General features: G+C 47.3%; 19 protein-coding genes and 1 riboswitch. Of the genes, 10 read left to right on the top strand and 9 right to left on the bottom strand.

Features of this window, described 5'->3' with window-relative positions; all coding sequences use genetic code 11:
* Nucleotides 1–168: 168 nt before the first annotated feature.
* Nucleotides 169–1299, bottom strand: a complete 1131-nt coding sequence (locus tag ABWW54_RS11615; protein ID WP_353412435.1) for a citrate/2-methylcitrate synthase — start codon at nt 1297–1299, stop codon at nt 169–171.
* Nucleotides 1300–1392: 93 nt separating this feature from the next.
* Between ABWW54_RS11615 and ABWW54_RS11620 the strand changes: the two genes are divergently transcribed.
* Nucleotides 1393–2169 (top strand): class I SAM-dependent methyltransferase, encoded by a 777-nt coding sequence (locus ABWW54_RS11620; protein WP_353412436.1) that lies wholly within the window; start codon nt 1393–1395, stop codon nt 2167–2169.
* A 40-nt stretch (nt 2170–2209) separates the two neighbouring features.
* Here the strand turns inward: ABWW54_RS11620 and ABWW54_RS11625 are convergent, their stop codons facing one another.
* The 4 genes from ABWW54_RS11625 to ABWW54_RS11640 are packed head-to-tail and all read right to left on the bottom strand — an operon-like array spanning nt 2210 to nt 11751.
* Complete coding sequence (locus ABWW54_RS11625) at nt 2210–5368, bottom strand: efflux RND transporter permease subunit (protein WP_353412437.1); 3159 nt, start codon at nt 5366–5368, stop codon at nt 2210–2212.
* Nucleotides 5365–8535, bottom strand: a complete 3171-nt coding sequence (locus ABWW54_RS11630) for an efflux RND transporter permease subunit (protein WP_353412438.1) — start codon at nt 8533–8535, stop codon at nt 5365–5367. Before ABWW54_RS11630 ends, ABWW54_RS11625 begins: the two co-directional genes overlap by 4 nt.
* 36 nt (nt 8536–8571) lie before the next feature.
* Nucleotides 8572–10140 carry an efflux RND transporter periplasmic adaptor subunit gene (locus tag ABWW54_RS11635; RefSeq protein WP_353412440.1) on the bottom strand — a complete coding sequence of 523 codons (1569 nt, stop codon included), beginning with the start codon at nt 10138–10140 and terminating at the stop codon, nt 8572–8574.
* Between the two features lie 51 nt (nt 10141–10191).
* A complete protein-coding gene (locus tag ABWW54_RS11640; RefSeq protein WP_353412441.1) occupies nt 10192–11751 on the bottom strand; it encodes an efflux transporter outer membrane subunit in 1560 nt (519 codons plus the stop codon).
* 363 nt (nt 11752–12114) lie between these two features.
* Here ABWW54_RS11640 and argB point away from each other — a divergent pair, with 363 nt between their 5' ends.
* Together argB and ABWW54_RS11650 are read left to right on the top strand one after the other, a co-directional pair.
* A complete protein-coding gene (gene argB / locus ABWW54_RS11645) occupies nt 12115–12975 on the top strand; it encodes an acetylglutamate kinase (RefSeq protein WP_353412442.1) in 861 nt (286 codons plus the stop codon).
* 45 nt (nt 12976–13020) lie between these two features.
* Nucleotides 13021–13485, top strand: coding sequence for a YkvA family protein (locus ABWW54_RS11650; RefSeq protein ID WP_353412443.1), 465 nt, complete (start codon nt 13021–13023; stop codon nt 13483–13485).
* Nucleotides 13486–13488: 3 nt separating this feature from the next.
* Here the strand turns inward: ABWW54_RS11650 and ABWW54_RS11655 are convergent, their stop codons facing one another.
* The 3 genes from ABWW54_RS11655 to ABWW54_RS11665 are packed head-to-tail and all read right to left on the bottom strand — an operon-like array spanning nt 13489 to nt 15662.
* Complete coding sequence (locus ABWW54_RS11655; RefSeq protein WP_353412445.1) at nt 13489–13941, bottom strand: MarR family winged helix-turn-helix transcriptional regulator; 453 nt, start codon at nt 13939–13941, stop codon at nt 13489–13491.
* A gap of 29 nt (nt 13942–13970) precedes the next feature.
* A complete protein-coding gene (locus ABWW54_RS11660) occupies nt 13971–14702 on the bottom strand; it encodes an HAD family hydrolase (RefSeq protein WP_353412447.1) in 732 nt (243 codons plus the stop codon).
* Nucleotides 14703–14753: 51 nt separating this feature from the next.
* On the bottom strand, nt 14754–15662 hold the full coding sequence (locus ABWW54_RS11665) for an MBL fold metallo-hydrolase (RefSeq protein ID WP_353412448.1): 909 nt from the start codon (nt 15660–15662) through the stop codon (nt 14754–14756).
* Nucleotides 15663–15764: 102 nt separating this feature from the next.
* On the opposite strand from ABWW54_RS11665, the gene ABWW54_RS11670 reads away from it, so the two are divergent.
* Both ABWW54_RS11670 and ABWW54_RS11675 read left to right on the top strand, forming a co-directional pair.
* Complete coding sequence (locus tag ABWW54_RS11670) at nt 15765–16004, top strand: hypothetical protein (protein ID WP_353412449.1); 240 nt, start codon at nt 15765–15767, stop codon at nt 16002–16004.
* Between the two features lie 23 nt (nt 16005–16027).
* The gene (locus ABWW54_RS11675) at nt 16028–16360 is read left to right on the top strand and encodes a YciI family protein (protein WP_353412450.1); all 333 of its coding nucleotides are present in this window, start codon (nt 16028–16030) and stop codon (nt 16358–16360) included.
* Between the two features lie 80 nt (nt 16361–16440).
* Here the strand turns inward: ABWW54_RS11675 and ABWW54_RS11680 are convergent, their stop codons facing one another.
* On the bottom strand, nt 16441–17025 hold the full coding sequence (locus ABWW54_RS11680) for a CsiV family protein (protein ID WP_353412451.1): 585 nt from the start codon (nt 17023–17025) through the stop codon (nt 16441–16443).
* Nucleotides 17026–17081: 56 nt separating this feature from the next.
* On the opposite strand from ABWW54_RS11680, the gene ABWW54_RS11685 reads away from it, so the two are divergent.
* The 5 genes from ABWW54_RS11685 (at nt 17082) to ABWW54_RS11705 (ending at nt 22559) form a co-directional block, all read left to right on the top strand.
* Nucleotides 17082–18107 carry a YheT family hydrolase gene (locus tag ABWW54_RS11685; protein WP_353412452.1) on the top strand — a complete coding sequence of 342 codons (1026 nt, stop codon included), beginning with the start codon at nt 17082–17084 and terminating at the stop codon, nt 18105–18107.
* 57 nt (nt 18108–18164) lie between these two features.
* A riboswitch (TPP riboswitch) is annotated at nt 18165–18262 on the top strand.
* 165 nt (nt 18263–18427) lie between these two features.
* A complete protein-coding gene (gene thiC, locus ABWW54_RS11690) occupies nt 18428–20434 on the top strand; it encodes a phosphomethylpyrimidine synthase ThiC (protein ID WP_353412454.1) in 2007 nt (668 codons plus the stop codon).
* Nucleotides 20435–20479: 45 nt separating this feature from the next.
* Nucleotides 20480–21511 carry an FAD-dependent oxidoreductase gene (locus ABWW54_RS11695; protein WP_353412455.1) on the top strand — a complete coding sequence of 344 codons (1032 nt, stop codon included), beginning with the start codon at nt 20480–20482 and terminating at the stop codon, nt 21509–21511.
* Between the two features lie 21 nt (nt 21512–21532).
* Nucleotides 21533–21730 (top strand): sulfur carrier protein ThiS, encoded by a 198-nt coding sequence (thiS, locus tag ABWW54_RS11700; protein ID WP_353412456.1) that lies wholly within the window; start codon nt 21533–21535, stop codon nt 21728–21730.
* Nucleotides 21731–21737: 7 nt separating this feature from the next.
* Complete coding sequence (locus tag ABWW54_RS11705) at nt 21738–22559, top strand: thiazole synthase (RefSeq protein ID WP_353412457.1); 822 nt, start codon at nt 21738–21740, stop codon at nt 22557–22559.
* Nucleotides 22560–22600: the final 41 nt, after the last annotated feature.

The raw sequence follows: 22600 nt of genomic DNA on the forward strand, positions 1-22600 counted from the left end.
GAGTTGAGCTGCGGAAGATAAAGCCCTGTAATTGGTTTTACAGGGCTTTTTTATGTTGCTGTTTCGATCAAGCGAATGTCCCTCTGTATTGCCGGTTAAACCGCCATAAGAATGGCATTTTGCTTGCGTGCAAGGTCTCCGGTCTTGAACGGCGAACCTAAGCAAGACTCAAGATGGCTTGTTTTGATATGCACGTGGTCTGATCAGAGCGCCCGTTTTGCGCTGCTCAAAGCTATGAGCCAGCCAACCTACGCTTCGACCGATTGCAAATATAGCGAAGCCAGCTCCTTTGGGTAGATTCAGCTCATGTTCTAATAACGCCAGGCCGTAATCGAGCGTTGGATGCGTATTGTAAAGATCAAGAATTTGGCTTCGAGTAGTTTTCCATGATTCCGGCTCTTTGCAATGTTTTAGAATCTCCAGTGGTCTAGGGTCTCCTTCTGGGTAAAGCCGATGCCCAAAACCTGGTGGATCGAATTTGGAGGAAGGCGTCAATTCTGGGGGGGACTGCTTACACTGCGCTTTCATCCATCTTAGGCATCGATCTGTGAGCCCTCCGTGTAAGCTGCCAGACAGAGTGGAAACACCCGTCATTAAGCAAGCCGCAAGAGAAGCCCCTGTTGAGGCGGTCACGCGCGTAGCGTAGGTAGAGGCGTTCAACTCATGATCAGCACAGAGAACGAGTGCCCGGCGTATTAAATCAGGCGCCTGAGGGTGCGTTGACCACGATCGTCCTAACATCTCGTGCACGGGTTCTTGCGCTGAGAGTTCAGCCGTTTTGGCCGCGTTTGATGACAGTAATCGTAGGAGATAATAGGCGTTTTGTTTGTTTCCATGGGTGCCAGAAGTCTTCATTTGATGAGCTAAAACGCCGACTATCCGCGCAAAGACCGTTGATTCGGGCATGATCAGTTCAGAGGAGACGACGCGCGGTTGAGAAGTTATTTTGGTGTTGCATAACATCTCAAAGATATCCTCGAGAGTTGATGACTCAGAAAGTGTGATCGCACTCACTCCTCGATAGTAATAACGGCCTCCACGTATGCTTGAGAGCTTCGAATGCAGTATTGGCTCACCAAAATCAAGAGTCGAAGCGGCGATGGCGTGTCTCGACCGGCCCTTTTCTTGTTGCGTGTGTAGCAAGTCTATGTCCGCTGATGAGTAGAGTCTTTTGCGAGAATCGCGTGGATGTGGGTTGGTAGAAATTAGCCCGCGGCTTACGTAGGCGTACAATGTTTGAGGGTTGATGTTGAGTCTCTCGCATGCCCTTTCGGACGTTTCAAAGCGTGGCGCTGTCATAAGAATATACATTGATTGTATTGATCAATATTTACTTTAAATTTTGTTTTCTTAAACTGCAAGTCACTTAATAACCAAACCTCTTGAGGCAGTATGTCGCACCACGAATTATTCAGTGATAAATCGAGTTTGTATTCACGAGCCAGGCCAACTTATCCAGTAGCGCTCTATGACTATTTATCCGGGCTTTGTGTAAAGTCTGGGTCACCCACAAAAGGGACTGAACAGCGCACCGCATGGGATTGTGCTTGCGGAAGTGGTCAAGCAGCGATCGGACTGGCGGAGATCTTTGACCAAGTCATTGCGACCGACGTCAGTCGTCAGCAAATTGAAAATGCGAAAACGCATCCAAATATTGAATACCGAGTTTGTCAATCAGAGCGCAGCGGACTACTCAGTCATTCGATGGATTTGATCTGTGTAGCGCAAGCCTTGCATTGGTTTGACTTTACAGAATTTTGGCCGGAAGTAATGCGAATATTGAAGCCAGGAGGAATTTTCGCAGCCTTTGGGTACAACCTTCCAAGGACCAGCGATGAGGTCGATTCGTTGATTCAACGCGAAGTGCTGGATGTCGTGGACTCATTCTGGGCACCGCAAAATCAACTTCTTTGGGATAACTACAGCCACGTCGACTTTCCGTTTGACTTATTGGAGGCGCCAAGGTTCACGATAAACATGGACTGGTCTTTGCATGAGCTATTTGATTTCATCGGTACGTTTTCAGCCGTACGACGCTTCATTGATGAGCATGGCGATTCGCCAATTCGCGAAGCTTATGTCAACGCTGGCGAGTGGTGGGGTGATTCCGAGCAAAAGAGAACCGTGACGCTGGATTTGGTCTTGAGGGTGGGAGCCAAAGATCGTTGATTGGCTAAGTCCAATTGATATCGACTTAGCCAATCGAACATTAGCTGGTAATCAGGCTACCAGTGTCTGTGTCATTTTGTTTTGGTTTGTCTTCTTTATTCCACCAAATCCCAATGTGGTGGAATATAAGGTAATTCACAGGCACGATTACTAGGGTAATAAGTGTGGCGAACAAGATACCAAACCCAAGTGACACGGCCATAGGAACCAAGGCCTGCGACTGAGTATCAGTTGTCGTCATTAAAGGCAGTAAACCCACGAACGTGGTCAACGAAGTCAGCATTACGGGCCTAAACCTTACTTCGCCAGCGGTGAGTACCGCGGTCATAATTGGCTCGCCTCGTTTTCTTTGCTTATTAATGTAATCCACCAGTACCAAGCTGTCGTTTACAACAATGCCGGTGAGAGCCAGTATGCCCATCACACTCAACATAGAGAACGACAGATCAAGTAAGATGTGTCCGATTATCGCTCCCACGATAGCTAGAGGAATTATCGACATGACAATAAAAGGCTGCGAGAACGACTTAAATGGTATTGCCAGCAAGGCGTAAATTGCGAGTATCACCAGAATAAACCCGAGAAGAAAACTGGCGTTTGCTTCGCGTTCACTTTCTGCCTGTCCTTCCAAGCTGTAGCTTAGTTCTGGTTGAGCCGCAAAATACCCTTCCAAAAATTCGACCAGTGCCTTATTAAGCTCTCCTTCGTTCACGACCTGTCGATCAATGTCGGCACTGACTGCCACGTTTCGTCTTTGGTCCTCTCGATAGATTGAAGATGGGCTGGTTGTTGAACTGAAAGAGGCTAATTGCGATAACGGAACGGTGTTTGAGCTATTTGTCACGCTAACCGGTAAATTTTCGATGTCGTTCATCGAAGATCGGTCTTGTAATGGGTAGCGGACCATGACTTTAATTTCATCGTGTCCACGCTGAATTCGTTGCGCTTCAAAGCCAAAAAGAGCCTGGCGAACTTGATTGGAAATGTTAGCTAATGACAACCCCAATGAGTCTGCCAAAGGAAGAATTTCGAGTTGTATTTCTTCTTTGCCAGAGGACAGGTTATCTTGGATATCAAACACACCATCATATGCGGATAAGTGAGTCCGTATGTCTTCCACCGCTGAATTTAGTAATTCAACGTCGTTTCCATAAATGGCGATTTCGACAGGTCGGCCGGCATCATTAAAGTTTGACGACAAACTGAGCTTTTGCGCTCCAGGAATGTCGCCAATTTCTTCTCTCAGCCGTTTTTGTACGTCTTTGATCGAGAAGTTTCCAGTGATCTCTTTGTCAGATTCAACTTCAATAATCACAATGCCTTTGTTGGTGCCAAATGAGGGTGGCCCTGCGCCATCAAAGGTTAAGCCAGTAACCGATACGTTGTACCTAAACAGTGTCTCGCCGGTAACAGGGCTGATGAATTCATCTTGAATTTTCTCCGCGGACTCAACGATACGATGTATGTATTTTTTGGTGGTGTCGTAGCCAGTAGTCGATGGCATTGAAAGTCTTACGAAAACCGCGTTATCTTCAAATTCCGGTGCGAAGGAAGACCTAAGCCAGCCTGATTGCGTGATTGATACCGTGATTGCAAAGACACACATGGCCGAGACCACGGTAATGGTTTTATTATTGACGCACTTTCCCAAAAACGGTTTGTAAACTTTTATGATGGCGTTTTCGAATCCTCGAGAAAACTTTTGCTGCGCACGCCCCAGCATATTAATGTCTCCCTCATCCCGAGCTTTAATGGTGCTCATGTGGGCAGGTAAAATCAGTTTGGATTCAATCAGTGAAAACGCTAAAACGGGAATGACTACCAAAGGTATTTGCTTCGCAAAGCTGCCCAGAGGACCATCTATCGCGAGCAATGGTGCAAAAGCTACCATCGTAGTGACCACGCCAAACGTCACTGGAGTGGCGACCTCTTGGGTACCAAAAATAGCGGCCTTTTGGGGCGGCATGCCGTTACGCATATGTCGGTAAATATTTTCGCCCGTCACAATAGCGTCGTCGACCACAATTCCTAAGACAATTAAGAACGCGAACATACTCAGCATATTCAGCGATACCCCAAAGTGTGGCATCAGTGAGAAGGCGCCAAGAAAACATACTGGAATTCCTATCCCAACCCAGAATGCAACGGCTGGCCGTAAAAATAGAGCCAGCAATATCATGACCAAAAGTCCGCCTTGCCATGCGCTTGTGATTAGCGTAGACAATCTTCCTTCAACTACCGTCGAGGTATCGCCATAGGTGCCTAACTTCGCACCTGGTGGGAGCCTGTCTTGATATCCAGCGATAAAGCCCTTCACAATTTCGGCTATATCAATCGTGCTTTGTTTGCCGACACGGAAGGCTTCGAACGTGAGGGCGGGTTCGCCGTTGTATTCGGTTTCAACCTGAGTGAGTTGATAGCCATCGATGACGCGAGCGATGTCGCTTAAATAGACCACTCTGTCACCTGAATTAGTGACGGGAATACGCCGAAACTCTTCAGCTTGATAGGCTTGTCCGTTGGTGCGTATAAGAATATCACCGTCACGGGTCTTTAAGTTTCCGGCCGAAATATCAACGGAATTTCGCTGTATTGCATTGCCCACGTCGGCCAATGTTAAGTTGAACTGTTTGAGCGTATTCGGTGCGATCTCGATATGAATTTCGCGTGGCGGTGCCTGGAGAGGGCCAACCCGAGTGATTCCATCTTGCTGTTGCAGGTCTTCACGAATTTCAGACGTTAGATCAAATAGCTGGTCGTAATTCAGATTTTTGCTGTAAACCGCTATGCCAATTACCTGAATAGGCACTTCGGCGATTTGAATGATTGGACGCTCGGCATCAAGCGGCAATGTCGTTAAAGCATCCACTCGAATCTTTACGTCACTTAATACTTCCTGTTTGTTGTAGTCCGGATCGACTTCAGCGAAAACGGTGGAGATATTTTCAGCACTTCGAGATCCTATTTTCTCTAGGCCTTCGATGTCGGCAATTGACTCTTCAATACGAGACGTTACCGTTTGCTCGATTGATGTGGGGTTACCACCGGGCAAAACCGTTGTAATGGTAATTGTGTCGAGGTCGAAATCCGGCAGAAGCTCTAGGGGAATATCTCGCTTGAGCGCCAGTACCCCGGAAATAATGATACCAATCATCAACAGGTTGGCGGCTACGTGGTTTTTAGCGAACCATTCAATCATGACTTACTCCATGAATAACGTGATTTTGAGTCTGGAGAATCAGGCTTATTCCAGAATCGCAGCACGGCGTGTTTAGCTTGGTAGGCCAATAAGTAATTAATTGGCACTAATATTAACGTGATGATGGTGGCGAACAGAATACCGAAACCCAACGATATTGCCATTTGCTTTAAAAACTCAGCTTGCGTACTGAAGTCTAGAAGAAGCGGGGTTAGGCCCGCGAAAGTAGTCAACGACGTCAACAATACTGGACGAAAACGAATGGCGCCTGATTGTGATATTGCTTCCATCACAGAGGCACCTTGTTTCCGCTTTTGGTTGATAGTATCCACCAGAACAAGGCTGTCGTTAACGACGACGCCGGTCAAGGCTAGCATGCCTACAATGCTTAAAAATGATAAGTCTCTCATCACGATGATGTGCCCTAAGATTGCGCCAACAACGCCAAACGGAATCACGGACATCACAATAAACGGCTGGCCGTAAGACTTAAACGGAATGGCCAGTAGCGCGTAGATCAGGATTAAAACGATAAATAGCCCGCTCAATAGGCTCGAACTCGATTTCTGCTGTTCTTCGGCTTCCCCGCGATAGGTGACGTTCACATCCGGATAGCTGGATTTGACCTCATTCATGAATGCGCGAAGATCGCGCATGATCGCGGGCAAATCCGTGCGTTCTTTGTTAATGTCAGCCGTGACATTAAGAATTCCTTTGCGGTCTAATCGATAGAGCGTTGTCGGGCTGGTGCTTGCTGAGAGTTCGGCAATGTCGGACAAGGGGAGCTCTGTCGAGCTGCCTTGTACTTTAATTGAAAGCTGAGTGAGGTCTTCGATGGCTGACCGTTCTTCTAGCGGGTAGCGCACCATAACTCTTAGCTCGTCACGGCCGCGTTGAATTCGTTGAGCTTGGAATCCGAAAACAGCATTGCGCACTTGAGATGCTACATCAGATAGACTTAAGCCAAGAGCATAGGCCGCTGGTTTCAATTCAATATTCAGTTCTTCTTTTCCACCCGTGAAGTTGTCCTGAATGTCATAGACAAACGGGTAGCCGGCCAATTGTTCACGAATTAAGCTCACAACTTCACCCATACGATCGTAATCGGCGCCAGACAGCTCTAAGTTAATGGGGCTTCGCCCTCCACCTGATTCTGCTCTGACACTTAATTTTTCAAACCCTGGAATGAGAGGCGTAATGGTTTTACGGATTTCACTGGCCAGCTCCGAAGCCTTGATTTCAATATGACGCTCAGGAGGAGGGATCAACTCGACACTGACTCGTCCGACAGAGGCTTTATTGGTGCGCCCCGAGCTGCCACTGGTTGAAAATACATGGCGAATCACCGACACCCCAGTTTCAGGGTCACGGTATTTCTCCTGCATCTCTTGAACCGTTCGCGTGATGGTTTGCACGTGCTTGTGCGTCGTCTCAAACCCAGTGGTATCGGGCATGGTTAAAGAGAACCTGATTTCTTCAGACTGTACTCGCGGGAAAAAGGTAAATTTAATATGGCCAAATTGAGCGTAAGAGGTAACCACCGCTGATACCCCTAAAATGAGCGCAAGCGTTATGGCTTTATTGTCTAGGCAGCGTTCCAAAAATGGCTGGTAATAGCGAATAATGGCCTCTTCGAAGCCGCGTGAAATTTTCAATTGAACGCGCGCTAGCCAATTTTCTTTCGCGGCCTCATTACGAGGCTTGATATGGCTTAAATGGGCTGGTAATACGAACTTTGATTCCACCAGTGACATCAATAGCACGGGAATCACCACCATGGGGATCTGTGCTGCCAAGAACGCCTGACGTGTATTTCCCATATTGCTTAATGGTGAAAACGCGACCACGGTTGTCAATATGCCAAAAGTGACCGGGAGTGCAATTTGCTTAGTGCCTGTGATGGCTGCTGTTAACGAGTCTTCGCCTTCTCGCATGCGCCGATAGATATTCTCCCCCGTGACAATGGCATCGTCTACGACGATCCCCAACACCGTGATAAAGGCAAACAGACTGATGACGTTGAACGTTCCATCAACGAAAGGCATGAAAATCAGCGCTCCCATGAAGCTCACTGGAATGCCTAAGAAGACCCAAAAGGCTATCGCGGGGCGTAAGAACAACGACAACAAGAGAAGTACCAGAATACCACCCTGGATGCCGCTGCTGACAAGAGTGGAAAGACGGTCTCGAACAACAACTGAATCGTCATCCCAAAACTCAAGAGATATTCCAGAGGGCAGGGTATCTTTACTATTGGCTATGTAAGCATGGACAGCGTCAGCCACCTTAATGGCGCTTTGGTCGCCAACTCGTAATACTTCTAACATTACGGCCTGCTTGCCATTAAACAACGTAACTAGGGGCTGTTCCTCAAAGCCGTCGCGTATGGTTGCGATTTGACCAAGTCGAATGGGGTTGCCTGCGCCGTCACTGACAATTGGAATTCGAGCAAAATCGGATTCGCTATAGGCTTGTCCATCGGTTCTAACTAGGATGTCTCCAGCTCTTGACTGAATGTTCCCGGCGGATATGTCAGCCGAGCCTTCTCTGATTTTGCGACCAATGTCAGCGAGGCTTAGGTTATACGCATCGAGAACATTAGACGGGACTTCGATGCTGATCTCGTAGTTTGTCGCGCCGTCGTATTCGATGACTGAAATATTGGGGTCCAAGAGTAAGTCTTGGCGAACTTTATCAGCGGCTTGACGCAATGCTTTCTTGGAAATAGTGGTCGAAGGGTCGGCCATAACACCCAGAAAAATCACGCCAAAGTTTCGCTGATTTATTGAAACGACGGGGTTTTCAGCCGTCTGAGGAAGCGTGCTCAGCGCATCTACTCGTAGCTTTACGTCACTTAAAATTTGACGGCGGTCATATCCAGAAACAACTTCAGCCACCACGGAGGATACGCCTTCCGCACTCCTGGACTCAATTTTATCGATGCCTTCTAGATCGTAAATTGCTTCCTCAATTCGTGTTGTGATGCCATCCTCGACGGCTTTTGGCGTTGCGCCACGAAATTGCGTGCTTACGGTGATTCTATCTGATTCAAAAGATGGAAATGTTTCAAGAGGAATTGACTGTGACGCCGACACAAAGCCAGCGATCACAATCGTAATCATCAATAGATTAGCGGCAACAGGATTGCGGGCAAACCATTCAATCATCTTACTTTCACCTTACTGGACTCCGCGAGGGAGTGATTATTGGCCGATGGGCGAGGTCGCGTTTGTCTCTGACGATGGAGCTGGCGTATTTACATTGCTTTGGTCGGTTTCATTCTTAACATCCGCTTCTGAAACCGTTTCGACAATCACTTGTTCTGTGTTTTCTTCCAGCGCTGCGTCGGACGTCTCGACAGCTGCAGCCGCGGTAACGACTTCGCCTGAGCCATCATTGGCGCTTTCACCCTCAGCCGAAGTGGCACTTTCTATAGGGTCAACTGGTGCAACGTCTGTTACGTCAGTATTCTCTTCGAGTATCAACTCTTCTGCCGGAGTAGATGCAATCTGGCTTTGATCAAACTTAACTTTTGCCCCAGCCAGCGTGCTGTTAAGAGAGGTGGTCACTACAATATCGCCATCCTCGAGCCCTTGTTCAATCACGGCGTTTTTGTCGTCCTGCCATAACAGAGCTACCGGGCTTCGTACCAAAATCCCGTCTTGAGAAGTAAACACATAGCTCCCTTCACGCAGTGACTTATTGGGAACCGTAATCACATTGTTAAGTGTCTTGCCTTGAATGCTGGCATTGACAAATTGGCCAATCTTTAGCGGCGGTTGTGAACCATCCTTGCTAAATGGGTCGACCACCTCGGCTATAACGTCTATCTGCCGAGTTGTTAAGTCAAATGTGCTGTCGGCTCGTGTTACAAAAGCGTCCCAAGCATAACTGTTGGACCCTAATTTACTGGTGATCGTAACTTTGAATTGCTGAGCCTGATCGGTGCCAAGTTGGTCGAGCCCTAATTGTGTGTATTCGATCTGGCTTACCGGCAGTCGCACTTCAACGCCTTGGGTTGCAAATACTTCGGCCAGTTGTGTTCCAACACCGACGTATTGGCCGAGAACCGCGTTACGATTAATTACACGCCCTGTGTAGGGGGCTTTGATTTTCGTACGCTCTAAATTTAGTTTTGCTGTTTGGTAGCGAGCATTAGCCGATTCAAGCTGCGCGCGAGCAGCCGCGGATTGAGGTTTGCGCGCCACCAAAGCGGGTGCAGGTCCTGTATTGCCCAATCTTTCCCAGTCGGTTTTAGCTTGCTTTGCCAGTGCTTGTTCTTGTTCTAGAGAGGCTTTTGCTTGCGAAACGGCAGACAGGGCTTGACTGACTTCGGCCAGATAGTCTCTTTGGTCGACTTCGATGAGCACGTCACCGGCCTCAAAAGCACCTCCATTTTTGAAGTTGTCGGAAACTTTAACGATTTCACCGCGTATTTGCGAGACTAACCCTCCACGGGTGTCGGCTTGAATTGTTCCATTAGTGTTAACCACAATCGGGTATTCACTGCGGGTGGCTTCAACTACCTCTACTTTTACAATGGTGTCGGGTGTCTTGCGCTTTTGAGCCTTTGGCTGAAGCGCCCCTAGGATAAAGATCAGAAGTGCGGTGATACCCACAATAGTGACAATAATTCGAGCTTTGCGTGGCATAAAACCGAGTGCCATCATAATAGGGGCAAAAATAAGTCCTATTACCTTGCCAAATTTGCTGATAAAGCTGTCTTTTTCCTCTTCATTTTGAGGATAGTTTAATTCGAAGTCGTCACTCATTGGAATTTATCAAGTGTCCCCAGGCCGCTCAGCGGCCCAAGTCGGTTTAAGTTAATTGTCGGGTTTGCTGATGACAGGAACATTTTCGTCCGCGGCACTGCTATTCATTGGGCTAGGAAGTTGGGCGAGAGAGTCTCGGTTAACTTCGTTGCTGAAATTGCCACCTAAAGCCAAATGGATGCCAATTCTGTTTTGCAACAACGCATTCTGGATGTTGATTTCGTTGCTCATTGAGTTGAACAAGCTACGTTGGGAATCCAAAACCGTGTTGTAGTTTTCAATGCCTGACTGGTAACGGTCGAGAGCCAGGTTTAGTCCGCCTTGCGCCAGTTTAACGGCTTCCTTAGTTGCAGCGTATTGCTGTTTGAGTAAGGTTTCTTGAGAAAGCGTGTTCTCAACTTCTTCAAACGCGGTCAGTGATGTCTTAACTAAATTGGCGTAAGCGGCTTCGGCATCGTTATAGGCTTGTTCTTCTCGTGATCGTAGCGAACCCGCGGCGAAGACAGGCTGCGTCAGATTTAATATAAAGCGCTCAATCATATTGTCTCGGTCAAAGAGACTGTTGATCGTGTCACGGCTTTCACCGATTGTTCCAGTAAAATTGAGTGCAGGAAAACGGTCTCGATGTGCCGCTTTAGCATTCGCAATGCTGGCTTCGTAGTTCAATTGGCTGGCTTTTAGATCAGGTCGCCTCGACAGTAATTCGGCAGGCAGTCCTGTGCCAACGGAATCAGTAATCTCAGGAAGCTTGGCGTTGAAGGCCAATGAGGTATCTGGGTATTCTCCCAATAGAGTTTTAAACGCTCTTAGAGAACGCAGGTAATTAAATTTTGAGTCCGCAAGAGAGGATCGTTGGACTTGTACGTCCGTGCGGCTTCGATATACGTCGAGTGCTGAACGCAGGCCGCGTTCGTAATTTTCTTCGATTAAATTGGCGGTGCGCTCAAAACTGTCTAGACGACGCTGAGCCAAATCCAATTGCAGTTTATTGGTTATTACGTTGAACCAAGCTCGACTCACGTTAGCGACCAAACTCAGTTCAGCGGCTTTGAACAGTTCGGTTTGAGCTTTCGCGCCTAGAGCAGCGGCTTTTTTACGTTCGCTTAGTTTGCGCCAAACATCTATCTCCCAACTGATATCAAGCGTTCCACCGATACTGCGAATTTCACTGTTTGATTTACCGTCAGCATCGGTTTCTTCCGTGCTGTCAGTATTGCTCGCCGTCCCGGAAAGACTGAGGCTAGGCCAAAGGGCTGAACCAGTGACCGTTACTTGCTCGATGGCATTACGCAGTTGAGAGGCTGAGTTCCATAGGTCTGGGTTATTTTGAAGTGCCTTTTGTACGTGTTTGTTTAAATCGGCATCACCAAAATTACTGACCCAACCTGCTTTGACCGGCTGCTCTTCTTCTTTTTGTGTTGACGATGTCTCTGACGGTAAAGCCACTGCAACGTTTGCCTGATCAAATGATTGCGGTATCGCTATCTCGGGCGATTCTGGCAAATCTTGAATGCGTGACGCACAACCCGCTAACACGATTGCTAAGCTAATCGTTGATAACTTTAAAGTAGTGGCGACAGATTTTCTTGTTTGGTGGTTAGTCATAGTCATTGTAGCTGAGATATCCTTGGTGAATTCGTTTCATTGGCGCTTCTGTCTTTAGATGCTAAAACAGGCAATATGGATTCACGTAAGTGCCTCTATTTTGGATTTTTATTGTTTTCAGTCCTAACGGCTTTGAATAATAGCGTTGAAGATTGGTCGTCACACCAATTATTACTGACATTATAGGAGAGCGAGTAGCTATATTACGTGTAAATATACAATTTCCTTCTGAATTTTTAATAATCAAGTAGCTTTTTTAAAAATAAATCACTGAGGGTGTGTCTGGCTATCTAAATTAGGGGCGATGGCGATGATATACTCTGTGCTCTGTCAGCCTTAGTCTATAAAAAACACTCTCGAATGAACATAATGGAATTAGATCATACTCAACAAGTTGCGCAGATCTTGATCGAAGCCTTACCTTACATCCAACAGTTTCATGGTAAGACCATCGTCATAAAGTATGGTGGCAACGCGATGATCGACGACGCCCTTAAGGAGAGCTTCGCACGTGACGTGGTGTTACTTAAAGTCGTGGGAATGAATCCTGTGGTGGTGCATGGCGGTGGTCCGCAAATTTCCGGCACCCTGGAACGCGTGGGCAAGCAAACGGAATTCATCGACGGTTTAAGAGTTACTGACGCGGAAACAATGGATGTGGTTGAGATGGTGCTTGGAGGTTTAGTCAATAAAGAAATTGTAAAGCTTATTAATTCACACCAAGGAAATGCGGTTGGTTTGAGTGGCAAAGATGGTGATATGATTTGTGCCCGAAAGCTCAGTTCTGGTAAGCCTGATGTTGATTATGGTCACGTCGGTGAGGTACAAAGCATAGACGCCAGCTTGGTGAGGACGCTCGAGCAAAAGAATTTCATTCCGGTCATTGCGCCTATTGGTTCCGGTCGAGACGGGCAAACCTACAATATTAATGCTGATTCTGTTGCGGGTGCTCTGGCGAGCACATTACAGGCAGAAAAGCTGGTTCTGATGACAAATACGCCTGGCGTATTGAATAAAAGTGGCGAACTCTTAACTGGGCTCGACGCTGATCAAGTGGCGTCATTGAAAGCCGACGGAACAATAAAGGGTGGGATGATGCCGAAAGTTGATTGCGCTTTAGAGGCCGTATTGAACGGCGTAAAAACATCTCATATTATAGACGGGAGAGTTAACCACGCTTTGTTATTGGAAGTGCTGACGGATAAAGGCGTCGGTACGTTAATACGATAAGGAACCATTCGATGTCTTTGATTGCGTTTTTGCACGGGTGAATTAATGAGTGGTGATTCAAAACCGAATAGGTGGCTTAAAAGCAGAGCCTATTTAAGGGCTAAGAAGACCGTCACAGTTTTATTGGAGAGTCCCAAACGACTACTCGGGTTGGTTGAGCGTGTAGCTCGAAAGAGTGACCGAGCAAGCTCTGGCCCGATCAGCAAGTCGGTCGAAAGCATCAAAATCATGGTTAGATTGGTGACCGCTTATGCCAAAGGGGAATATAAGGACGTTGCGATTGAAAATCTCGTTAAAATCACTGCGGCGTTAGTGTATTTTGTTATGCCGTTGGACGCGCTCCCAGATTTTATTGCTGTATTTGGTTTGACCGATGACGCGGCACTTTTAGCCTGGACCTTTGGCGCGGTAAAGCAGGAGGTAGAACGTTTCTTAGCCTGGGAGCTTGAAGCTGACTCGGCGAGAAAGACAGAGGACTCTCAACTCACTGAAGCAGAGTTCAGAGAGTAGTGGCTAACTTTGGTCGCCATCGATTTCCAGCATATTACCCATCATCACCTCTAAGGTTTCAGCAAATTCGGCGATTTTCTCGGGGTTGATGCCTTTCCAAAATGCTTTGTTTAACTTTTCTACAATGACGGTCATTTGAATCGTGGCATCCAAGCCTTTATCCGTTACGATTACGCGCTTTACCCTCAAATCATCAGGGTCTTGAGTGCGCTCAATCAAGGCCGCCGATTCAAGATGTTTTATTGTGGCTCCTACACTCACTTTACCGACGTTCATGGTGCGAGCTAGGTCAGCTTGAATAACCCCTTTACTGCCCGCTCTTACGATGTACGCTAAGGCCCAACGCTGACTGCGAGTCAAACCTATGTGAGCCAGAGCGTTGTTGACGATGTTGCGTCTAACGCGAGCCACATCGTGAATTAAAAATCCTGTGGAGATTTGCTCATTAAAAATCATGAATTAGGACGTCGAACGGTAATGTCGGATTAGCTCAATAGGTCTATCAGTTCAGACAGGCCATTGATTGTGTAGTTAGGGCGCTCAATTAGGTCGGCGAAGGCTGTCTCTAAAGAATGAAATTTAGGATTGTAGTAAACCCCCTCCATTCCTGCTCTCATGCCTCCTGCGACGTCGTTAGTGGGGTGATCGCCGATCATCCAGCATTCCTCTGGATTAACCCCGGCCCGCGTTAAGGCAAGGTCAAACACTGGGCGCAAAGGTTTGTGTGCCCTGGCCTGCGCGCTGACCGTTACGTGGTGTACTTTTTCATTCAGGCCGAGCTTTCGGACTTTGCCTAACTGTATTTGCTCAATGCCATTTGTGATAATGCCCGTGATGTAGCCTTGGTCTTGTAATTGGCTAAGAACGGCTTCAGCGTTATCCTGAAAGTGGACGTTGCCTGCACTGAGGGATAAGAAATGGTCCAGCATGTCTTTAGCCATCCGGTTGGACGCGGCAGGAGCAACGGCGTTAGTAGCAAGAATGCACTGGGTGAAGCAGCGCACTAATTGTTGTTCTGGACTCTCATCTGACAGAAACATTTCCGACCAAAGAGATTGCGCACGCGTACGCAGCTCTCCAAAAAATAAAGACTTATTTGATGCGCCCAGCTGCTGACTAAAGTCATAAAACATGCGACCAAAAACCTCCGTAACGGACATGCGGTTTTCTATCAAGGTTTCGTCTAAATCGAAAAATATGGCTTTAATGTATGGCACGCGAGTAGTGTCTAAATGTGTATTAACAGTGGCAACGTAGGCGCAGTAAATTCAATTGCGCCGTTCAAAATTACCCGTTGCTTCTTCCCAGGCTCTCGTGACGACAAAGTCCCGAGTTAATCCAAGAGGAATGCCTGCAAAGGATATTTCCTCGTAACCGGTATTTGTCGTCAGCTTTGTCGCTTCTAACGTGGCTGCAAGCTTCGCGTTTGATCGCTTCGCTTGCGCGCCTACATCAGCCAGTTCTTGCATAAACGATCTAAACTGTCGTAAGCCTTCCCTGTTTGTGGTTGCTCCGTGGCCTGGAATGACTCGATTAAAACCTAATTCCATGGTTTTGTCTAAGGTTGATGGCCAATCCGCAACTGAACCGCCTGCTTCAAGGTCGATATTAGGATAATGTCTATTAAAAAACAGATCTCCCATGACAACTGTTTGATATTTTTCGATAAATACGATTAGGTCGCCATCCGTGTGGCCTCGTCCAACATGTTGAACACTGATGGTCTTATCGCCTAAATCAAATGTGCGGTGGTCGCTAAAGGTGGTATTCGGAAGTAGCAGTGCCGCATCCCCTTCCCAAAACTTTGCGTCCAGGGCTTTAAGGTGCGAAAGCGTTCTTTCGGTTGCGACGACTTGAGTGCCGGGGTCAAAACCTGGGTTGCCATGAGTGTGATCTAGGTGGTAATGCGTATTGATGAGCAGCGAAACTTTGGCGCCCGTCAGTTCTTCTGCTTTTTGCTTTATGAGTCGCCCCTGCATCGGAAACGTCATGCTGTCGACAACCACGGTTCCCTTGTCCGTTGAAAGAACGGTCACATTGCCTCCAATGCCTCGAATCACAAATAGATCTTCTTCAAGCCGTTCGACGCTGATCGAGCTTACTTGTATAAACACAAACACAACGTAAGCCGAAACTATTATCAGGGCGCCTAAAAGACCTTTTTTCCATAATTTCACGAATAATATCCTAATATCTCTTGTGTTTCGTTTCTAACATCACTATAAACCAAACCTTGCAGCGACGCATCAGTACGGGTGAGGTCTGCGCGGAGAATAAAGATGACAGAATCAAGAATAGAGCTAGTCCAACTAGAAAACGGCGACATCGCATTGCGTCGTTCTGACGAGCCTGAAAAACCACTGGTAACAATCAGTATTTCAGACGAGGTGCAAGACTTAATGCCTCAAGATAAAATAGACATAGCTCACTCCATGGTTGAAGCCGGTATTGAACGATACCGAGATATCCAGGTTGAGCGTGTTGAAGATGTGCAAGCCGCGCAAGGCATGCTTCATTAATCATCGACAGTAGAGAGAATTAAATGTGGTATTCCATTATCGGTGAGGATGTGCCCGACAGCTTGCCTTTGCGGAAAGAGCTTCGACCTGCGCATTTAGAGCGAATCGAAGAACTTAGTAAAGTGGGGCGTGTTTTGGCCGCCGGTCCGAACCCCGTCGAAGATTTTCCGCTAGCAGAAGGCGGATCCAATCAGCGTTTAAATCAGCCAACGGAAGCTGGCTTTTCAGGCAGCATCATGATTGTTGATTTTGACAGTTTAGAAGAAGCCACGCGTTGGGCGAACGGTGACCCGTATCTAACGGGTGGGGTCTTCTCTAAGGTGACGGTAAAGCCGTTTATGAAAGTGCTGCCATAGCCCTAACGTTTAGGCGACCGTTCATTCCTAGTTCTCTTAATGAAAAGCAAGCCGTGATGTCATCAGGCTTGCTCAGAGAACTACTGGCTTTCTGCTAAGCTCGGCGTCTCGGGCGTTTTGGGTAATCGACTTACCTGCATCAGAATTCCAAATTTGGGGTGATCAAAAAAGTGCCGTTCATTTAGTTTAAGTCGTCGCTTTTCAATCATACGAAAGCCATTGAAATCTAGGTCGATGTTCGCAAAGAGTAGTTGGTCTGCGTAGATTTTAATGTAGCCTTGAGTGTCCTGTTCGATTACGGTGTAGGTTGCAGATCGACTAAAAGGCAAGGCTTCTTGTCCCCATGCAAAATGGTGTTTGAGTTCGTAATCTTCCGATGAGTGGATTTTTTCAGCGACATCGTTGAGTAGCTGAGTCTCAAGTAACCAAGCTTGAGCGTTTGTTTTAGGCTTTTTGGGGGGCTCGTAAGCGTGAGGTTCGGTGACACTCGATTGAGTCGAATTTTCAAATAATATAACCTCAACGACATAATCTTTAGCGATTGTCGTTTGAGAAACCCCTGTTAACAAAAATACGCCGATCAATAACACAGCACGTACTTGCATTATCAGTGAAAACGGCTTTACTCTAGCGCGTCGCAAAATAGGTCGAACAAATTGATTCATGTTTTTACAGCCTTAGCCCTCAGTCAAAGCTAAGTTTATCACCGAGCCATCGAAAAATGTCCCAATCAGCTGAAATTAGTAAAAAGCGTAATGTCCCACTGACGCCATTTGTACCACCTTTTGGGTTAAAGAACGCTCATTTTCAAACCATACTGTCTAGTCAAGGGCCGCGAAAGAGGAACCGAGATAAGCGGTTTAGTCGTTTTCAAAGCAAGCAGCGATCGTTGATGCTCAATGGTGGCAGCGGTGTGCGTCTTGAAGGGTACTATAATCGGGTAAAGGAAAGCATCGCCGACCGATTGGTTATCTTGATTCATGGCTGGGAAGGCAGCCATGAATCAACGTACATGAAGTCAATGGCCGCAACGATGTTGCAAAATGGCTATGACGTATTTAGGTTAAACATGCGTGATCATGGAGAGACTCATCACTTGAACAGAGAAGTCTTTAATTCAACCATGATTGAGGAAGTAATGTGTGCCATCGAAGACTTGCAGGCGCGGTTCGACTATAGGTCGACAAGTCTAATTGGGTTTTCATTGGGGGGTAACTTCAGCCTACGTGTTGCCGCTAATGCACATGATAAAAACATCGAGTTAGAGCAAGTTATCGCTTTCTGTCCAGTTGTTCATGCTGCCCAAAGCAACGTAGTCTTAAATGAAAAACGCAATAGCCTATATGGCAAGTATTTTGTGAAAAAATGGCGCACCTCGTTACGTAAAAAGTTGGAACATTGGCCTGAATTTGAGTTTGGAGATGAGCTGGAGCGTTTTAAAACACTGGATGAAATGAACAACGCTCTTATTCCCAAATACACTGGATTTACCGAATTGAGCAGCTATTTTGACGCTTATGCCATTGATGGCGACAAGCTAGCAAAGACAATCTGTCCTTGTTACTTACATTTCGCCAGGGACGACATGATCATACCCGTTGAGGGAGCCTCAATGATGGCCGACAATACTGATCTGCACGTCACCATCACCGATCATGGAGGGCATTGCGGCTTTATCATGAATTGGCAAGGAGATTCATGGCAGGACGTCAGAGCCTTGGAAATCATTCAACACTCGTCGAGTTAACGCGAGTGTCTAGTTTGCTTTTTTGATTGTAGTCTTGAATGCTTTGATGATATTCTCGCCGCAAGCTAGGGGTGCCAGAGTGATTACTCGGCTGAGAAACACCCTTATAACCTGATCCGCTTAGTGGCGGCGTAGGGAAGCTGCTAAGGCCGATAGGGGGTGACACTATCTCATTGGTCCTAATACGCTTGTTTTGCTCATTCATGAGTAAAGCTGAGTGTCGTGACGCATTTGGGTGCTTGTATTGGCTCAACTATAACGTTTCGAATGGCTTTCTTCGCTAATTCATTAAAGTTTGGATCGTAAGAGACGAGACAATAATGAGTAAAGAAGCCCTAACCACAGACGTCACCACCGCCCTACAGACCAGTAAAGCCCAAGCGAGCAGTTCAGCAGACCTTGCCAGTCCACGACACCAGTTTATTGAACGAACGAGCAAGTTGTCCGCTGAAGTGACCCAGCCAATTTCTGGATCTAAAAAAATCTATGTAGAAGGCTCTAGGCCTGATATACGTGTTCCAATGCGGGAAATTGCGCAACGTTCAACGCAATTAGAGGGGCAGGTCAGCAACGCTAAGACGCAGGGCGAAGCCGAAGCCGAAGAAAATCCTCCGGTCACTGTCTATGACACATCGGGTCCGTACACCGACCCTGATGTCCAAATCGATTTACTGAAGGGGTTAGCGCCACATAGGGAAAGTTGGATTCTTGAGAGGGGCGACACTCAGGTGCTTAAGGCGCCCAGTTCACATTACGCTCAACAACGATTGAATGACGATGATTTGGATCACCTTAGGTTTCAACACTTAAGGCAGCCTAGGCGTGCTCTCGCGGGTAAAAACGTCAGTCAAATGCATTACGCACGTAAAGGTATCATTACTCCGGAAATGGAATACGTTGCTATTCGAGAAGACCTTAAATTGCGGGAACTTAGGACAGATCCGCGTTATAGGACGTTATTAAAGCAGCATCCTGGACACAGCTTCGGTGCGGCCATACCTGAGCAAATTACACCAGAATTTGTCCGAGATGAAATAGCACGTGGGCGAGCTATTATTCCAGCAAACATTAATCATCTAGAGTTAGAGCCGATGATCATTGGCCGAAATTTCTTAGTTAAAGTGAATACCAATATTGGTAACTCGGCTGTTACGTCATCTATTTCAGAGGAAGTCGAGAAGTTGGTATGGTCTGCACGCTGGGGAGGTGACACTCTTATGGATCTGTCTACAGGGAAGAATATTCATGAAACGAGAGAATGGGTGATTCGAAATTCGCCTGTGCCTATTGGCACCGTACCGATATACCAAGCGCTGGAGAAAGTGAATGGCAAGGCGGAAGACCTCACTTGGGAGACTTTTAGAGATACCTTGATCGAGCAAGCCGAACAAGGTGTGGACTATTTCACTATTCATGCTGGAGTCAGGTTGAAATACGTGCCGTTGACCGCTCAACGAGTTACCGGAATTGTGTCGAGAGGCGGGTCTATTATGGCTAAGTGGTGTTTAGCCCACCACCGTGAAAATTTCCTGTATACGAAATTCGAAGAAATATGCGACATCATGAAGGCTTACGATGTTTCGTTTTCCTTAGGCGACGGACTGAGGCCAGGGTCTTTGGCTGACGCGAATGACGCAGCCCAGTTTGGCGAGTTAGAGACGCTTGGTGAGCTCACTCAAATAGCCTGGAAGCATGATATTCAGGTAATGATAGAAGGGCCTGGCCACGTCCCCATGCAAATGATCAAAGAAAACATGGACAAGCAATTAGACAGTTGTGATGAAGCGCCATTTTATACTTTAGGCCCACTAACCACCGATATCGCACCAGGCTATGATCACATTACTTCCGGTATTGGCGCAGCCCAGATTGGTTGGTATGGAACGGCAATGCTGTGTTATGTGACTCCTAAGGAGCACCTAGGGTTGCCAAATAAACAAGACGTCCGCGATGGCATTATTACTTACAAAATTTCGGCGCACGCGGCGGATCTCGCCAAAGGACATCCAGGGGCACAGCTAAGAGACAATGCTTTATCTAAAGCACGGTTCGAATTTCGTTGGGAAGATCAATTTAATTTAGGCTTAGACCCAGACAAAGCGCGAGAATTTCATGATGAAACCCTGCCCAAGGATTCGGCCAAAGTTGCTCATTTTTGTTCTATGTGCGGGCCAAATTTTTGTTCGATGAAGATCACCCAAGACGTGCGAGAATACGCCGCCAAGAAGGGCCTAGAGGAACAAACAGCACTGTCTAAAGGTATGGCTGAAAAGGCTGACGAGTTTCGTGCTAAAGGCAGTGAAATTTACCAGACGGTTACGTCTTAGCTTTACGTCGTTTAAGAGCAATAAGGATTGGGTTGTAGTAAAGATATGTCTCAAATAGTTATTGTCGGAAGCGGCGTCGCCGGGTTGTGTAGTGCCCACTACTTACTTAGCGCAGGGTATGAGGTAAGAGTGATCACGGCCAGTAATGGACCAGACGAAGGTTGCTGCTCTTGGTGGGCAGGGGGCATGCTTGCTCCTGACTGTGAGCAGGAGTCAGCTGAGCCATTGATCGGTGTGCTGGGTGCGGAAAGCATGGCCTTTTGGCGTCGAGCGTCAAAGCGTCAAAACGTCCCTTTTGTTGAGAACGGTAGCCTCGTAGTCGCTGCGCCGCGCGATCAGTCATTACTTAGGCTGTTCGCACGTAAAACGCAGGGTGCACGCAAGGTAATGCAACATGAGGTCACCTTGCTGGAACCCGATTTGGCACACTTTGAACACGCTCTAATGTTTGATAACGAAGCACATCTAGAGCCTCGATTGAGCATCAGAGCTTTATGGCAGGAGTGCATCGCGCTTGGTGCAAACGTCGAGGTTAATACGCGATTGTCCCTAGGCGACCTGTCACGGCTAAAGGACCAAGTTCGATGGTTGATCGACTGTCGAGGAACCTCGGCAAACGATGTGGTTTCTGACTTGCGCGGTGTCAAAGGAGAGATGCTTCATTTGCATTGCCTCGATGTGTCGTTACGTCGACCAGTCCGTTTCTTGCATCCGCGGCATCCAATATATTTGGTGCCGAGATCCGATAATACGTTCATGTTGGGGGCAACTATGCTCGAGGTAAATAGCAGTAAGCGTGCAAGCGTACGTTCTGTATTAGAACTGTTATCTGCTGCGTATGTGATTAACCCAGCGTTTGCCGAAGCCGAAATTATTGAAATCGGGGTTGACGCTCGACCAGCTTACGATGACAACCTACCTAAGATTCGGCGTGATAAAAATGTGATCTTTGTGAATGGGTTATACCGGCACGGATTTTTGGCGGCTCCTGCCATTGCGCGACGGGTGGTTGACTTTATTCGAGATGGCCGACAATGTCCGGATGTATTTGAAGATCGGCCCACCGAAGCGGCCTAGGCACATGACGAGAATCCACAAATGAAGATAGTTTTAAACGGGATGTCATTAGACACCAATCAAGTAACGTTGGCGGGCTTGCTTGAAGAACAAGGGTACAAGGACTTAATGATCGCGACGGCAGTCGAGCAATCGTTTGTTAGTAAAGATCAACGCGTTAGCACCCGCCTTTATGAAGGTTGTCACATTGACGTTGTTGCCCCTATGCAGGGAGGGTAGAGAGCAAATGAATACCGATACTCGTTCTGACCATAGCGATAATGATGACTGTATGCTGACGCTATATGGCAAACCTATTTCATCGCGATTGCTTTTAGGGACAGCTCAATACCCCTCTCCAAAGAGCTTACTGAACTCGATTAAATCCGCGGGCACTGGCATCGTTACCGTTTCAGTACGTCGTGAGTCTGGTGGAAAACAGACTGGGCAGCATTTTTGGGAGCTACTCACACAAACTGGCTGTAGGCTATTACCTAACACGGCAGGGTGTCGCAGTGTTAAAGAGGCTATTACCACGGCTCAAATGGCGCGAGAATTGTTTGATACTACGTGGATAAAGCTTGAGGTCATTGGTAACGACGATACTCTGCAACCCGATGTGTTTGGTTTAATTGACGCCGCCAAAGAGCTTTGTTCACAAGGCTTTGATGTTTTTCCGTACACCACGGACGACCTGATAGTGGGAGAGAAATTGATTGCCGCAGGCTGTCAGGTACTGATGCCGTGGGGCGCTCCGATAGGCTCCGGACGCGGATTGCAAAACCCCAAGGCGCTGGAATCTTACCGTCGTTATTTCGCTGATGTGCCCTTGGTAATAGATGCCGGCATAGGGTTGCCATCTCATGCATCACAAGCAATGGAGATGGGCTACGATGCGGTATTACTTAATACCGCTGTTGCTGGGTCGGGAAATCCAGAGCAAATGGCACATGCTTTTTCAATGGCTGTTCACGCTGGGCGGACTGCGTACTTGGCCAGCCCCATTGAGCCTCGTGATATGGCTCAACCGTCAACTCCATTAGCCGGTACGCCTTTTTGGATTGAGTAAGTTACGTGGCGCAACGTTAGGAAAATGACAGCGACACAGCT

The sequence above is a fragment of the Arenicella sp. 4NH20-0111 genome (assembly GCF_040366405.1).
Classification (GTDB): Bacteria; Pseudomonadota; Gammaproteobacteria; order Arenicellales; family Arenicellaceae; genus Arenicella.

What these genes read in the sequence shown, in the direction of transcription:
- ABWW54_RS11615 (WP_353412435.1), bottom strand. Translation starts at nt 1,299, where the DNA reads ATGACAGCGCCACGCTTTGAAACGTCCGAAAGGGCATGCGAGAGACTC.
- ABWW54_RS11620 (WP_353412436.1), top strand. Translation starts at nt 1,393, where the DNA reads ATGTCGCACCACGAATTATTCAGTGATAAATCGAGTTTGTATTCACGA.
- ABWW54_RS11625 (WP_353412437.1), bottom strand. Translation starts at nt 5,368, where the DNA reads ATGATTGAATGGTTCGCTAAAAACCACGTAGCCGCCAACCTGTTGATG.
- ABWW54_RS11630 (WP_353412438.1), bottom strand. Translation starts at nt 8,535, where the DNA reads ATGATTGAATGGTTTGCCCGCAATCCTGTTGCCGCTAATCTATTGATG.
- ABWW54_RS11635 (WP_353412440.1), bottom strand. Translation starts at nt 10,140, where the DNA reads ATGAGTGACGACTTCGAATTAAACTATCCTCAAAATGAAGAGGAAAAA.
- ABWW54_RS11640 (WP_353412441.1), bottom strand. Translation starts at nt 11,751, where the DNA reads ATGACTATGACTAACCACCAAACAAGAAAATCTGTCGCCACTACTTTA.
- argB (WP_353412442.1), top strand. Translation starts at nt 12,115, where the DNA reads ATGGAATTAGATCATACTCAACAAGTTGCGCAGATCTTGATCGAAGCC.
- ABWW54_RS11650 (WP_353412443.1), top strand. Translation starts at nt 13,021, where the DNA reads ATGAGTGGTGATTCAAAACCGAATAGGTGGCTTAAAAGCAGAGCCTAT.
- ABWW54_RS11655 (WP_353412445.1), bottom strand. Translation starts at nt 13,941, where the DNA reads ATGATTTTTAATGAGCAAATCTCCACAGGATTTTTAATTCACGATGTG.
- ABWW54_RS11670 (WP_353412449.1), top strand. Translation starts at nt 15,765, where the DNA reads ATGACAGAATCAAGAATAGAGCTAGTCCAACTAGAAAACGGCGACATC.
- ABWW54_RS11675 (WP_353412450.1), top strand. Translation starts at nt 16,028, where the DNA reads ATGTGGTATTCCATTATCGGTGAGGATGTGCCCGACAGCTTGCCTTTG.
- ABWW54_RS11680 (WP_353412451.1), bottom strand. Translation starts at nt 17,025, where the DNA reads ATGAATCAATTTGTTCGACCTATTTTGCGACGCGCTAGAGTAAAGCCG.
- ABWW54_RS11685 (WP_353412452.1), top strand. Translation starts at nt 17,082, where the DNA reads ATGTCCCAATCAGCTGAAATTAGTAAAAAGCGTAATGTCCCACTGACG.
- thiC (WP_353412454.1), top strand. Translation starts at nt 18,428, where the DNA reads ATGAGTAAAGAAGCCCTAACCACAGACGTCACCACCGCCCTACAGACC.
- ABWW54_RS11695 (WP_353412455.1), top strand. Translation starts at nt 20,480, where the DNA reads ATGTCTCAAATAGTTATTGTCGGAAGCGGCGTCGCCGGGTTGTGTAGT.
- thiS (WP_353412456.1), top strand. Translation starts at nt 21,533, where the DNA reads ATGAAGATAGTTTTAAACGGGATGTCATTAGACACCAATCAAGTAACG.
- ABWW54_RS11705 (WP_353412457.1), top strand. Translation starts at nt 21,738, where the DNA reads ATGAATACCGATACTCGTTCTGACCATAGCGATAATGATGACTGTATG.